14 protein-coding genes are annotated in these 12609 nt (G+C 60.8%); 3 read left to right on the top strand and 11 right to left on the bottom strand.

What is annotated here, in order from left to right; translation table 11 throughout:
• Positions 1-55: 55 nt before the first annotated feature.
• The 7 genes from ACP7D9_RS17225 to ACP7D9_RS17255 all read right to left on the bottom strand — a co-directional run bounded on the left by ACP7D9_RS17225 (position 56) and on the right by ACP7D9_RS17255 (position 5298).
• Entirely contained in the window at positions 56-1213 is a 1158-nt protein-coding gene (locus ACP7D9_RS17225) for a glutathionylspermidine synthase family protein (RefSeq protein WP_426158744.1), read from the bottom strand.
• Between the two features lies 1 nt (position 1214).
• Positions 1215-1910 carry a DUF1190 domain-containing protein gene (locus ACP7D9_RS17230; RefSeq protein WP_426158746.1) on the bottom strand — a complete coding sequence of 232 codons (696 nt, stop codon included), beginning with the start codon at positions 1908-1910 and terminating at the stop codon, positions 1215-1217.
• 18 nt (positions 1911-1928) lie between these two features.
• The gene (locus tag ACP7D9_RS17235) at positions 1929-2354 is read right to left on the bottom strand and encodes a DUF350 domain-containing protein (protein WP_426158747.1); all 426 of its coding nucleotides are present in this window, start codon (positions 2352-2354) and stop codon (positions 1929-1931) included.
• A 15-nt stretch (positions 2355-2369) separates the two neighbouring features.
• Positions 2370-3020, bottom strand: a complete 651-nt coding sequence (locus ACP7D9_RS17240) for a DUF2491 family protein (RefSeq protein ID WP_426158749.1) — start codon at positions 3018-3020, stop codon at positions 2370-2372.
• Positions 3021-3215: 195 nt separating this feature from the next.
• Positions 3216-3914: a PspA/IM30 family protein gene (locus ACP7D9_RS17245; protein WP_101160773.1), complete on the bottom strand. Its 699-nt coding sequence runs from the start codon at positions 3912-3914 to the stop codon at positions 3216-3218.
• Between the two features lie 17 nt (positions 3915-3931).
• Positions 3932-4513, bottom strand: coding sequence for a YjfI family protein (locus tag ACP7D9_RS17250; RefSeq protein WP_313004270.1), 582 nt, complete (start codon positions 4511-4513; stop codon positions 3932-3934).
• Between the two features lie 230 nt (positions 4514-4743).
• Entirely contained in the window at positions 4744-5298 is a 555-nt protein-coding gene (locus ACP7D9_RS17255) for a cysteine hydrolase family protein (protein WP_101160766.1), read from the bottom strand.
• 101 nt (positions 5299-5399) lie between these two features.
• On the opposite strand from ACP7D9_RS17255, the gene ACP7D9_RS17260 reads away from it, so the two are divergent.
• From ACP7D9_RS17260 to ACP7D9_RS17270, 3 genes are all read left to right on the top strand, one after another.
• Positions 5400-6380, top strand: coding sequence for a GlxA family transcriptional regulator (locus ACP7D9_RS17260; protein ID WP_426158752.1), 981 nt, complete (start codon positions 5400-5402; stop codon positions 6378-6380).
• Positions 6381-6593: 213 nt separating this feature from the next.
• The gene (locus ACP7D9_RS17265) at positions 6594-7703 is read left to right on the top strand and encodes a DUF3182 family protein (protein WP_426158754.1); all 1110 of its coding nucleotides are present in this window, start codon (positions 6594-6596) and stop codon (positions 7701-7703) included.
• Entirely contained in the window at positions 7693-8448 is a 756-nt protein-coding gene (locus tag ACP7D9_RS17270) for an alpha/beta hydrolase family protein (RefSeq protein ID WP_426158756.1), read from the top strand. Before ACP7D9_RS17265 ends, ACP7D9_RS17270 begins: the two co-directional genes overlap by 11 nt.
• A gap of 59 nt (positions 8449-8507) precedes the next feature.
• Here the strand turns inward: ACP7D9_RS17270 and ACP7D9_RS17275 are convergent, their stop codons facing one another.
• From ACP7D9_RS17275 to ACP7D9_RS17290, 4 genes are read right to left on the bottom strand one after another with little or no spacing between them, the layout of a single operon-like run.
• A complete protein-coding gene (locus tag ACP7D9_RS17275; protein ID WP_397479120.1) occupies positions 8508-9497 on the bottom strand; it encodes a lysylphosphatidylglycerol synthase domain-containing protein in 990 nt (329 codons plus the stop codon).
• Positions 9494-10768: a cardiolipin synthase ClsB gene (gene clsB / locus ACP7D9_RS17280; RefSeq protein ID WP_426158759.1), complete on the bottom strand. Its 1275-nt coding sequence runs from the start codon at positions 10766-10768 to the stop codon at positions 9494-9496. Before clsB ends, ACP7D9_RS17275 begins: the two co-directional genes overlap by 4 nt.
• Positions 10765-11562, bottom strand: a complete 798-nt coding sequence (locus ACP7D9_RS17285; RefSeq protein WP_101160754.1) for an endonuclease/exonuclease/phosphatase family protein — start codon at positions 11560-11562, stop codon at positions 10765-10767. Before ACP7D9_RS17285 ends, clsB begins: the two co-directional genes overlap by 4 nt.
• Positions 11559-12485, bottom strand: coding sequence for a DUF72 domain-containing protein (locus ACP7D9_RS17290; protein ID WP_426158761.1), 927 nt, complete (start codon positions 12483-12485; stop codon positions 11559-11561). Before ACP7D9_RS17290 ends, ACP7D9_RS17285 begins: the two co-directional genes overlap by 4 nt.
• Positions 12486-12609 lie beyond the last annotated feature (124 nt).

Consider the following 12609-nt stretch of genomic DNA (forward strand, 5'->3'; position numbering starts at 1 on the left):
CCAGAATGAAAAAGCCGTAGCGCAAACGCTACGGCTTTTTCATTCTGGGAGTGATCTAGTCGAGGATCAGGTGTGGCAGAAACCGGCTCGAATCCCTGGTGATCAGGCTATTGTCTTCCCGCACCCCAATACCCGCCGCCTCGTCGCCGATTACCCACGAGCCGATCAGCGTGTAGCTGTCGCCAAACTTCGGTAACGGCGCAAACTCTTGCAGGATAAATGGCGCATCGGTGTAGGGCCCGTCCTCTTTGACAATCATCCCTTCGGCGGTTTGCAGTTCGATGTTCGCACCTTCGCGGGAAAAATACGGCTTGCGTACCCAGCCTTTCGGCACCGTACTTTGAGGGTTCGGATCAAGGTGCGCTGCCAGCAGATTCGGGTGGCCCTTGTGCATTTCCCATAACAAGGGCAACACGCCTTTGTTGGACAGGATTGCCTTCCACGCCGGCTCGAAGAACTGCGTATCGCATTCGGCAATCGCTGCGCCGAACGGTTCGTGGAAAATGAATTCCCAAGCGTGCAGCTTGAACAAGTGTGGAATCCAGCGATCCTGCAGGTCGACGAAACGACCTTCAGCCGTCAGGCCGATGTCTTCGATATCGATGTGGCGTGATTCGATGCCGACCTTTTCCGCGATCAGCCGCAGGTAGTCGGTGGTGCCTTTGTCCTCGACCGAGCCCTTCATCGACGCAAAGTAGAACGGCCGCTTGAGCTGCAGCTCGGCGAAGGCCTGGTGCAGCTTGGTGTCGATGCTGTTGAACTGATCAGCATGCCGCGGCAGCGTGCCGCGCTCGATGCACTGTTCCAGCCAGCCCCACTGAAACGCCGCCGCTTCATAGAGGCTGGTCGGCGTGTCGTAGTTGAGCTCCAGCAGTTTCGCCGGGCCGTTACCGCTATAGGAAAAGTCCATGCGACCGTACAGATGCGGATGACCTTCGCGCCAGGAGGTGCGGATCATGTCGTAGTGCGCCGGCGCAATGCTCAGGCGGTCGAGCATCTCCTCACTGCTGACCACGCGATCAACCAGATCCATGCACATTTCATGCAGTTCGGTAGTCGGGTCTTCCAGATCGTTTTCGATTTGCGCGAGGCTGAACTGGTAGTAGGCGCTTTCGTCCCAGTACGGTTCATCGTCGATGGTGTGGAACATGAAGCCGAGGCTTTCGGCGGTGTGTTTCCAGTCGGGGCGCTCGGCGCAGTGGATCTTTTTCATGTCAGCTGCTCGAGCGTCCGGAACTGCTGCCCCAGCCACCCCAACCGCTGCGGGCGCTGGACTGGCTGCCGAAGCCGCCGCGCGAAGTCGACGACGCAACGTTCACCGGTTTGCTCTTGCTGCTTTCATAATCCGTCTGGCTGCGCGTGGTGGTCTCAGCTCTGCGGTACTGCGTAGAGGTGTTGTACGGCTGGCGCGTTTCGCGATCGCGGTAAACGGTGCGATTGGCATTGTTGCTCATTGCGTTGCCGATCAGCCAGCCGGTCAGCCAGCCATTACCGCCGCCACCCGAGCCGCCGGAGTAGTGTGAGCTGCCGGTGCTTGCGCTGCTCGTGGTGTCGCCCGCTGGCATCTGCGCATCGGCGATGGCGTCCAGATCTTGCGGCGTCTGAGCATCGCGCTGCACTTTAAAGCCGCCGAGCTTGGGCACGAAGCGGCCGTCGGAATTTTTCTGACACCAGCCGGAGGCAAAGTCTGCGTCGCACTTGGCCTTGTCGTTGTAGGCCGGGGCGATGCGTCGGTGTTCATTCAGAGCGGCGACGTAGGCGCTGGAGCAGAGATCGGCGGCCACTTCGGCGTCGACGCACTGCTCGACGCTCTGGAAATGGCGTGCCTGATCCACCGCTGCCGCTTCCCCGGAAATCGCCATTGCCACTGACGCGGCGAGGGACAACTGCACGTATTTGCTGCGTTTCATCGGGAGGCTTCCTGCCGGTCAGTGGGACGGGGTCATGCACGCGGCATTGAGCATGCCGACGCTGATCGCCACGGCGGCCACATAAATGCCGGCAGCCACTTCGCCGTTGGCGATGCGCTGGGACGTACCCTTGAGCACCAGCCCGGTCGCAACAAATGCCAACAGCTGAACGACTGCTGCGATGACCGCCCAGAGTACAAAGTCGAGCACGTTGACCGAGTAGGCGATCACGTTGCTCGCCGGAATGGCGAAACCGATGATTGCCCCGGACAGGGCAATGGCGGCGGCAGTGTTGCCGGCACGGATCAGCTCGAATTCCTTGTGCGCGGTGATGCGCGTGTAGACGAACTGAAACAGCATGAGCAGCAACACGGCGCCGATCAGGTAGACGACAAAACCGACCAACGCGGTTTTGTTCAGGGAAACGGCCAACACTTCCAGCATGAAAAACTTCCTTTTTTAGATGGCGCTCAAATCAGTGGTGTACAGCGAAATGCCCAGCGAAGTGCTCAGGCTGACGGTGCCTTCTTCATCCTGTTCGACGCAGAACAGCAGTAGTTCGCGGCGATCGGTCAGGCCGGTGTCGCGGGCATACAGCATGGCGTGGTGCTTGATGGTGTAGGACTCGTCCGGGTTGACCACGTGTTCGGTCATCGGCACCAGTTCGGTCTGCTGCAACTCGGTGCCCCATTCGCGGGTGTACTCAACACCGTCGTGGTTGTAGGTGGGCAGACCGATCAGGCTGTTCGGGCCGGCCAGACGCTGCAGTTCGGCGTCGCTGTTGACCGTCACGTAACTGAGGTAATTGAACAGGGTGACCGACTCGATCTGGTCTTCACCGGTGACGTGGATCTGCACCCAGAAATCCTCGTCGTTCATGTAATAGCGGTGCAGTTTGTTGGACTGGCCAAGATCGACCCAACCGGCGCTCCACACCGCTTGATTGAACGGCACCCGTACCGAAGTCGAGCCTTCCAGCAGCAACGCCAGCGTCGTGTCGAAGCGCACGCCTTTGCCTTGAGCCATGCCCAGCGGGCCGCTGGCGCCGGTGCTCGTTGGCGCAGGGGCCTGCCAATTGCGGGTGCCGAGCAAGTCTTTAAACCATCCCATGGGTACGTTCCTTGAAGCGGGTGGAGGTGTTCGGGGTGAAAAAGTGGCGGTAGTGTAACGGGCGAAGCGGTGAACGACACGCCGCAAACCATGTGGGAGCGGGCTTGCTCGCGAAGGCGGGGTGACAGGCAGTAGAAATTTGACTGACAGTACGCCTTCGCGAGCAAGCCCGCTCCCACAATTATGATTGCAGTGTTACTGCGCGGACTTCTGCTTCAACCGCTCAAGGATCGCATTGGCGCTGCCTTCGTTCGGCGTGATGCCAGCGTCGCGCAGTTTGCGTTCCAGGTCGTTGCCGGTGGAGGCGTCGGCCAGTTCGTCTGCGGCGTTCAGTTCGGCAGCGCGTTGCTGCTGCTTGGCTTGCAGACGGTTGAGGGTGCCCACGGCGGTTTCGAGTTTGCCGTTGGCGCCGCCGCTGGCAATCGAGGCGCTGACCTGGGCTTTCTGCACGCTGTCGCGGGCCTTGGCCATGTCCACTTGCTGGCGCAGGCTCTTGATTCGCGATTCGGCTTTGCTGATGTCTTTGCGCATGTTGTCGGCGTAGGCGCCGAACTCATCGCTGAGTTTCTTCTCGGCAGCGAGGTCGTTGGTCAGGGTCGAAATCGCTTCGGCCACTTCCAGCGCCAGGTCTTCACGACCGGCATTCAGTGCGGCAACGGCTTTGGCTTCGAGATCCTTGATCTTGGCGTCGTACTCGCTGACGCGATCGGCGGCCAGTTTGTGCTTGGCCATGATCGTCACCAGCTCGCGGCGCGCGTTCGACAGCGCGCTGTCGGCGTCGCGGATTTCCTGATCGAGGATGCGCAGGGCCTGCTGGTCGGCGATGGCTTCGCCGACTTCATTGGCACCGCCGCGCAGTGCGGTGAACAACTTGCTCCAGATGGACTGAGTCATTGGATTTTCCCTGTTGATTACTTGAAGAAGTGTTCGAAGGCTTCGCTGGCGCGCTGCACGTTGTCGACCAGGGTTTTCACCTCGGTGATGACGTTGGTCAGGCTCGAGTCGGCGCTGAGGGCGCCGAACATGTTGTAGACGGTCTGCCCGTTGGGCATCGACTCGATACCGATCGACGACAGCGGGAACATCTCGCGGCTGCGCAGCACGGCATCGTTGAACGCCTGGACATTGCTGATCGAGTCGATGTCGACCAGCACGGTGTCGACGATGACCTGCTGGCCGGCCAGGGCGATGTGAATCGGCAGGCCGCCGAATTCGTTCATTTGCAGCTTGATGCTCGGCTCGGAGCTCTGGATCAGGGACAGCGAAATCTCTTGGGAAGCCACCTCGTCCAGCGCCTTGAGGGCATTGAAGAGGCTGTCGATGGTCCAGTTGTTGCCTGCGCTCATGTATTTCTCCGACATGAAAGAGCCAGCCAGAATCGGTTGGCGTAGCTGTTGCTCCATTTGCTTGAGCAAGCTTCGGTTTTCCGGAAGCACCCAAGTTTCGTGTTTCACATAACCGGCGGCGGCCAGGCCTGCGCGCATTTGCTTCATGTAGAAGCTTGACGGTTTTTTCGCCGACGCTTTGCCACGCTCGCCCTTGGGGCTGGCGGCGGCAGTCGTCCGAGTGCGGCTTGTCATGGCTGGAATCCGGTTATGAGCGTCTCACGCGTGGGCCACACTACAACTAATGCAAAGTGCCATCAATGACTCACGCGTGAGATTTTCATGACAGACGCAAAAAGGCTCGCAACGTGGCGGGCCTGTGGGTTGAGCAGTTGTTGCTAGGCGTTGCTGTGCAGGAACTGCTCGGTTGATACCACGCTGGCATAGGCAAAACCCAGCGCTGACATGAATGCCGCATGCACATGGGCGGCGGGCACCGTCAGGCCATTGAACTCAAGGTCACGGCTGGCGCAGGCATCGTGGATTACTGTGACGCCGTAGCCCATGTCCGCCGCCGCGCGGGTGATGCCATCGATGCACATATGGCTCATGCTGCCGACCACCACCAGTTCGGTGATTCCTTGATCGTCTAGCACCGATTTCAGTTCGGTCTCGCGAAACGAGTTGACGAAGTGCTTGAGCACCACCGGCTCGTCAGCGTGGTTGAGCACTTTCGGATGCAGTTTGGCGCCTTCGGAGCCGGGGGTAAAAAACGGCGCATCTTCGGCGGTGAATTCGTGGCGAATGTGCACCACCGAATCGCCCGCTGCGCGAAAGGCTGCGATCAGCCGCACCGCGTTGTCGGCTGCGGCGTCGGCGCCGACCAGCGGCCACTTGCCTTGGGGGAAGTAGTCGTTCTGGATATCGACTACGATGAGCGCTTGCTTGGCCATGGGATTGTCCTTGAGGCAGTGATTGGGTGTGACCTCAGTATTGGCGCTGGCCGAGGATTGGAGGATTGGCCGCACCGACAATAGACGGGGGAAAACTGACAATGGCTGCACAAAAAGCCGCGACTGCTGAATTGGGCGTGCTGATTTACCCCGGCGCGCAACTGGCTGCGGTGCACGGTCTGACCGACCTGTTTGCGGTGGCCAACCGCATCGCCGCCGAGTATCAGGCTGTGCACTTACCTGTGCTGCGGGTCAGTCACTGGCAGGTCGAAGGCGAGCAGTTGCCAGCGCGGGTTTATGACAGTCATCCGAGTGACGAAGACGCTTTGCTCGCCGTGCTGATTCCGCCGTCTCTGGGCGGGTTCGATGCAGCGCAGATGACTCCGGGCCTGACGCAATGGCTACGCGACCAGCATGCACGCGGCGCGACCCTCGGTGGCGTCTGTGTGGGCTCGTTGATGCTTGCCGAAAGCGGCTTGCTCGATGGTCGCAGCGCCACCACCCACTGGACCTCGGCCGAGGCGTTTGCCGAGCGTTACCCGAAGATCAGACTGAAGGCCGATACGCCGATAGTCGATGACGGCGATCTGATCACCACGGCGGGGCTGATGGCCTGGTCGGAGCTGGGATTGCGTCTGGTCGATGGCTTGCTCGGCCCGAGCATCGCCACCGCAACTGCGCGGTTTCTGGTGATGGAACACAGTGACAGCGCCAGCGAATGCGGGAGCAATTTCGCGCCGATCCTCAGTCACGGTGACGCGGCGATTCTCAAGGTTCAGCACTGGCTGCAAAGCACCGGGGCGACGGAGGTTTCGTTGGCGGCAATGGCCGAGCGCGCGAGTCTGGAAGAACGCACTTTCCTGCGCCGATTCCGCGCGGCCACAGGGTTGAAGCCGACCGAGTATTGCCAGCATCTGCGGGTCGGCAAGGCGCGGGAAATGCTCGAATTCACCAACGGCACGATCGATCACATCGCCTGGACGGTGGGCTATCAGGATCCGGGGGCGTTTCGCGCGATCTTCAAGAAGATCACTGGGTTGGGGCCGAGTGATTATCGGGGGCGGTTTGGTCTGACGCGCTAAGCTGAATCAATGAACTCCCACAGCGATCGCGGCGAGGATGAGAGATCATGCAATTTGCCGGAATTTTCCGCGCCGTCGTGCAGTTTGAAACAGGCGCGATGCCAGCACACTCGTGGCAAACGCCCGATCACCGGGCGGTTCGTGGTGATCGTTGATTGGCCTGATCTCTGCAATTTCCCTGAGTGAACCCATCGCCTGATACAAGGGGAACGCATGACCCCGACACCCAGCAAAAAAATCGTCGTGGCCCATTCGGTACGTGCCGAGGCGCCACAACATGAAGTCGAGACCAACAAGGCCCTGGCGCGCTGGCTGGCGCAGATCCTCAATTGCAAATTCGGCGGCAGTTACGACCCGGCCAAACATTCGGGCCGCGAGCTGTATCTACTGCCGACGCAGACCATCGTCGGTGCCGCCCATGCTCAAGCGCTGGGCATCAAAGGCCCTGATGATTTGTGGGGCGGTTACGTCGACTACGATTTCATCTGCACCAAAGCCATCAGCCACGGTTTGCGCAGCCATCTGGCGCATGCGCCGCAGGGTTGGTCGCCGCTGTTTTCGGAGCGGGTGCGCAACGTCGTGCTCGACGGTCTCAGCGTATTCGCCCTGGAAGATGCACGGCCCGCTGCCGAACATCTGCTGTATGCCGGGCCGATTCGCTTGAAGCCGGTCCACGCCTGCGCCGGGCGCGGACAGGAAGTGATCAAAAGCCTCGACGCGTTCGATGCAATCCTCGCGCGCCCCGAGGCGCAAAGTCTGTTCAGTGACGGGGTGGTGCTGGAGCAGGACTTGAGCAACGTCATTACCCACAGCGTCGGTCAGTCGTTCATCGGCGGCAAAGTGTTGAGTTACTGCGGCGAGCAGTACTTGACCGAGGACGGCGAGGGCGAAGAGGTCTACGGCGGTTCGAATCTGCTGGTGGTGCAGGGCGGCTATGACCAATTGCTGGCGCTGGAGCTGCCCGATGATGTGCGCCTGGCCATTGAACAGGCGCAGGTGTTCGACAGCGCTGCCAACGAAGCCTACCCGCGCTTCTTCGCCTCGCGGCGCAATTACGATATCGCGCAAGGCCTCGACGCCAGCGGCCAGCCGCGCAGCGGCGTGCTCGAACAATCCTGGCGCATGGGCGGCGCCAGCAGTGCCGAGGTCGCGGCGTTGCAGAGCTTCGTCAACGACCCACAGATGCGCGCCATCCGCGTGTCGTCGTTGGAAACCTATACCGATCAGGCGCTGCCGGCGGACGCCATCGAGGTCTATCGCGGCCCGGCGGAAAACAGCGCGTTTCTTCTCAAATATGTGACGGTCCAATCCTATGACGGCTAGAAGCGAAAGCATTCAAATCGACATTGATGACGAACAGATGAGCGGGACCTTTCTCAGTCCTAAATCGAAAGTGCCGGGGGTGTTGTTTGTTCACGGTTGGGGCGGCAGTCAGGAGCGCGATCTGGAACGGGCCAAAGGCATCGCCGGCCTGGGTTGCGTGTGCCTGACCTTCGACCTGCGCGGGCACACCGGCGGCACCGGAATCCCGCTGACCCGGGTGACCCGTGAAGACAATCTGCGTGACTTGCTGGCGGCCTATGATCGCCTGCTGGCGCACCCGGCGCTGGATACCTCGGCGATCGCCGTGGTCGGCACCAGTTATGGCGGCTATCTGGCCTCGATCCTGACCTCATTGCGCCCGGTGCGCTGGCTGGCGCTGCGCGTGCCGGCGCTGTACCGCGACGAACAATGGCATACGCCCAAGCGCGATCTGGACAAGGCCGACCTGCGCGATTATCGCAATACGCTGGTGCGCGCCGACAGCAATCGCGCCCTGCATGCCTGCTCGCAATTCACGGGCGATGTGCTGCTGGTGGAATCGGAAACCGACGATTTCGTGCCCCACGCGACGATCATGAGTTACCGCGCCGCGTGTCAGCAGACCCACTCGTTGACCCACCGGATCATCGATGGCACGGATCACGCATTGAGTGACCCGGTGTCACAGCAGGCCTACACCTCGATTCTGGTGGACTGGATTACCGAGATGGTGGTGGGGGAGCGGTTGAGCATTATCCAATCCTGAAAAATCAAAAGATCGTCCGATCGCGGCCCGAGCCTTCGGACGATCTTTTGATCCTGATTCTAATGTGTGGGTTTCTTCTCGATCCGCAACGCCTTGGCCTTGGCCTCCACCACCAGATACATCACCACCGTAATCAACAACGGCAACAGAAAGTAAATAGCCCGGTACGCCAGCAAGCCCGCGACGAGACTGCCGCGCGACGCCTCATGCTGCAGCAGCGCGACAAACACAGCCTCAAGCACGCCAAGCCCCGCCGGAATGTGCGTGATCACCCCGGCAATTGCGCTGATCAGCAGCACGCCAAGCACCAGCGGGTAATCCAGTTTGCTCGGCAGCAGAGTGAAAATGACTGCCGCCATCAGTGACCAATTCAATGCACCAAGCAGCAATTGCAGCACCGCCATGCGCAGCGACGGCAGGTTGATTTCCACGCCGCGAATCGACCACTCGCGGCGCTTGGAAAACTGACACGCCGCCAGATAGCCGGCACTGACCAACAGCAACAAAACGCCCACCAATTGCAGCGCATCACTGCTGAGTTTCCAGCCCGGCGGCATGCGCACCAGCCCACTGCTGAACACCACGCCGGCGATGGTCATGTAGCCAAACCAGTTGGTCGCCAGGCTCAGACCGAGGATCTTGGCAATATTGCCCTTGCTCACACCCAGCCTCGAATACAGCCGATACCGCATGGCGATGCCGCCGACCCACGCGCTGAGGTTGAGGTTGAAGGCATAACTGATGATGCCCACCGGCAGGATCTGCTTCCAGGTCAGATCCTGACGAATGTAGGTACGGCCGATCAGGTCGAAACTGGCGTACACCAGAAAGCTCAACAAGGTCAGGCTGGCAGCGATGATCAGTGTGCGCACCTTGAAATCGGCGAGGGTCTCCAGCACCTCGGCCCATTCGATGCGCGTAGCGAACATCGTCAACAGGACGATCAGCGCGAGAAAGAACAGGATGGTCAGCGGACGTTTCCAGCGGCTCCATTTTGACGGCGCCGCTTGCGCCGAAGGGCTGCTCGAGTGTGCTTCGGAATGACTCATGGACGCGCACCTCGGAAAGGCTTCAGACGCGGTTTATGCGCCGGCAGCCAACCGGCCATCGCCGGGAAGTGCCGCAGGAAGTGGAACACCAGAAAACCCACGGTCATGTGCCAAATGCGCCCGCGCGGCAACAGTTTGGCATCCATGGCTTTGCAGTGGTTCTGGCTGAGGTCTTCGAGGCGTTCGTACAGGTGCTGATTGAAGGCGCGATCGCGGATCAGTACGTTGGCTTCCAGATTCAGCGACAGGCTCAGCGGGTCTAGATTGCTTGAGCCCACGGTGCTCCAGTCATCGTCGACCAGCGCGACTTTGCCGTGCAGCGGGCGCTGGCAGTATTCGTGAATCTGCACGCCGGCACGCAACAGATAATCGTAAGTCATGCGCGCTGCCAGTTTCGCGACGAGCATGTCCGGCTGGCCCTGCAGGATAAGCCGCACCTCGACGCCACGGCGCGCGGCGTTACGGATCTCGCGCAGCAGGCGGTAGCCGGGGAAGAAGTAGGCGTTGGCGATGATTACCCGGCGCTTGGCGTTGCGCAGCACCTGCAAATACACGTCTTCGATATCGGTGTTGTGCTGGTCGTTATCGCGGAACACCAGGCGCACCTGGCCGTCGTGATCGGTGAAGGCCATTTCCTCCAGTCGCTGGCGCCGGCGCTGCCACCAGAACCGCGCGCGTCCGGGACGACCGCTTTGCAGCAGGGCGAAGTGATGGATATCGGCGACCACCGGGCCCTGGATCTCCACCGAGTAATCCTGCTTGGCTTCAGGGCCGAAGTCGGCCAGATGATCACCGGAAAAATTGATCCCGCCAATGAACGCGATCAGACCGTCGACCACCACGATCTTGCGGTGCAAACGGCGGAACCAGTTGGTGCGGATGCCCAGGTGCTTGGGCGCCGGATCGAAGATCTGCAAATGCACGCCGGCATCGCTCAATGCTGACAGATAGCCGGTGCTCAGCTCGCCACAGCCGAAGCCGTCGAGGCTGACCGTGGTGCGCACGCCGCGCTGGGCGGCTTCGATGAGGATCTGCTGCAACTCGGCGCCGACCTTGTCTTCGAAAACAATGAAAGTTTCGAGAAGGATCTCGCTCTTGGCTGCGCGCATCGCTTCGAATACGCGGGGGAAATACTCCTCGCCGTTCTCAAGCAATTGCACACGGTTGTTGCTGTGCCATTGATACTCGACGTCAACGTGCCCGGGCTCGCGCACCGGTGGGTTCAGCGTGACCGGGTCGACGGCGGATTTTTCCAGTGGCGCACTGTTCATAGTTCAATCTCCACCGATAACGGTGCGTGGTCGGAAAGGTGGGACCAGGGCCGGTTGGTCAACACTTTTGGCCGGCTGGCCTTGAGGTTGCGTACATAGATGCGGTCGAGCCGCAGCGCTGGCAGCCGCGCCGGAAAGCTGCGCGCCGGTTTGCCGTGGTGTTCGGCAAATACTTCGCGCAGGCCACAGGGCTTGAGCTGCGCATCGGCGCGCTGGCGCCAGTCGTTGAAATCGCCGGCGACGATCACCGGTGCATCGGCGGGCAGTTCGCCGAGTCGTTGCATCAGCAGGTCGAGTTGGGCGTTGCGGTGGCTCTCGCGCAGGCCCAGATGCACGCAGATCGCGTGCACTTCGGTGCCGTCACCGGGCAGGCGCAACACACAATGCAACAGGCCACGGTTTTCATGGCCGCTGATCGACACGTCGAGGTTGTCGTGGCGGATGATCTGGAATTTCGACAGCAGCGCATTACCGTGATCGCCCGCCGGGTACACCGCGTTGCGCCCGTAGGCGAATTGCGGCCAGAGGCTGTCGGCGAGGAATTCGTATTGCGGCATCGTCGGCCAGTTGTCGTAGCGTTTCGGATGCTGCTCGTGGGTGCCGTGGACTTCCTGCAGAAACACCACATCGGCAGCGACGCTGCGCACCGCCTCACGCAGCTCCGGCAGAATGAAACGCCGGTTCAGCGCCGTGAAGCCCTTGTGGGTGTTGACCGTCAGCACGGTGAAGGTGCGCACCGAGGGCGCAACCACGGAGCCTTCGTCGGTGAAACCGACCGGTTCGGGAATGCTCATGACAGAACTCCTTGAGCGGCGACTTGCCCGGGCGTTGTGGCCAGGTCTTTGTCGAGGTCGAAGCGCTGCAGGAGGTTGCGCGCGTCGTAGGGCGCGCGGACTTTGATGTCGTTGTCGAAGTAGCAGAACACTTCGCGGGATTTGCGGGCGCGGGGTTTGAGGCGTGGCGCTATCAGATGTGCATCCTCTGGCTGTTTACCGTGATGCCAGGCGTCGATGCGCTCGGCCCAGCGCTTGAGCGCTTGTTCGGAGTAGCCGCTGGCGTAGAGCTCTTCGGCGCCATGCAAACGCAAGTAGACAAAGTCGCTGGTGAGGTCTTCGCGGTACGGCCATTTGCCGGCGGTGTCGGCGACCACCAGTGCAACGTTATGGCGCTTGAGCAGGCGCACGAACTGCGGGTCGATGAAACTTTCATGACGGATTTCCACGGCATGACGCAGCGGCTTTTTGCGCCAGGCTTTGACGCTGGCATTGCCGGGCATGTGGGCGTCGTGCTGGCGGGCGAGTGCGGCGGCAGCTTCGGTGTCGTGTGGCAGTTGCGCTAGAAACTGGTCGAAACGCTCGGCATCGAATTTGAAATTGGGTGGAAACTGCCAAAGGATCGGCCCGAGTTTTTCCTTCAGCTCCAGCACCCCCGAGGCAAAAAAATTCGCCAGCGGTTTTTCGATTTCGCGCAAGCGGCGCACGTGGGTGATGAAGCGCGGCGCCTTGACGCTGAACACAAAGTCATCGGGGGTTTCGGCGTACCACTGGGCGTAACGTTCGGGTCGTTGCAGAGCGTAGAACGATCCATTGATTTCGATGCTGTTGACCGCGCGGGAGGCGAACTGCAATTCGCGCTTCTGCGCCAGCCCCTTCGGGTAGAAATCCCCGCGCCACGGGACGTAGCGCCAGCCTGAAATACCGATGTGAATCGTCGCCATCCCATCCTCCCGTAGAAAGTCCTCGTGTTGCCGATGTTCTGTGATGACTGCGGCGGGGGCGGGAAAGTTTCGGTGGTGTTACGGACGGTCGCGATTGGGGTTTGCGTCCGATTCATCGTGCAGG

This window comes from Pseudomonas sp. TSRC2-2 (assembly GCF_049897785.1).
In the GTDB taxonomy this organism is placed as follows: domain Bacteria; phylum Pseudomonadota; class Gammaproteobacteria; order Pseudomonadales; family Pseudomonadaceae; genus Aquipseudomonas.

Coding starts and splice junctions, on each gene's coding strand:
- ACP7D9_RS17275 (WP_397479120.1), bottom strand. CDS start 9,497: ATGAGTCATTCCGAAGCACACTCGAGCAGCCCTTCGGCGCAAGCGGCG.
- ACP7D9_RS17225 (WP_426158744.1), bottom strand. CDS start 1,213: ATGAAAAAGATCCACTGCGCCGAGCGCCCCGACTGGAAACACACCGCC.
- ACP7D9_RS17235 (WP_426158747.1), bottom strand. CDS start 2,354: ATGCTGGAAGTGTTGGCCGTTTCCCTGAACAAAACCGCGTTGGTCGGT.
- ACP7D9_RS17230 (WP_426158746.1), bottom strand. CDS start 1,910: ATGAAACGCAGCAAATACGTGCAGTTGTCCCTCGCCGCGTCAGTGGCA.
- ACP7D9_RS17255 (WP_101160766.1), bottom strand. CDS start 5,298: ATGGCCAAGCAAGCGCTCATCGTAGTCGATATCCAGAACGACTACTTC.
- ACP7D9_RS17265 (WP_426158754.1), top strand. CDS start 6,594: ATGACCCCGACACCCAGCAAAAAAATCGTCGTGGCCCATTCGGTACGT.
- ACP7D9_RS17285 (WP_101160754.1), bottom strand. CDS start 11,562: ATGAGCATTCCCGAACCGGTCGGTTTCACCGACGAAGGCTCCGTGGTT.
- ACP7D9_RS17245 (WP_101160773.1), bottom strand. CDS start 3,914: ATGACTCAGTCCATCTGGAGCAAGTTGTTCACCGCACTGCGCGGCGGT.
- ACP7D9_RS17250 (WP_313004270.1), bottom strand. CDS start 4,513: ATGAAGCAAATGCGCGCAGGCCTGGCCGCCGCCGGTTATGTGAAACAC.
- clsB (WP_426158759.1), bottom strand. CDS start 10,768: ATGAACAGTGCGCCACTGGAAAAATCCGCCGTCGACCCGGTCACGCTG.
- ACP7D9_RS17270 (WP_426158756.1), top strand. CDS start 7,693: ATGACGGCTAGAAGCGAAAGCATTCAAATCGACATTGATGACGAACAG.
- ACP7D9_RS17240 (WP_426158749.1), bottom strand. CDS start 3,020: ATGGGATGGTTTAAAGACTTGCTCGGCACCCGCAATTGGCAGGCCCCT.
- ACP7D9_RS17290 (WP_426158761.1), bottom strand. CDS start 12,485: ATGGCGACGATTCACATCGGTATTTCAGGCTGGCGCTACGTCCCGTGG.
- ACP7D9_RS17260 (WP_426158752.1), top strand. CDS start 5,400: ATGGCTGCACAAAAAGCCGCGACTGCTGAATTGGGCGTGCTGATTTAC.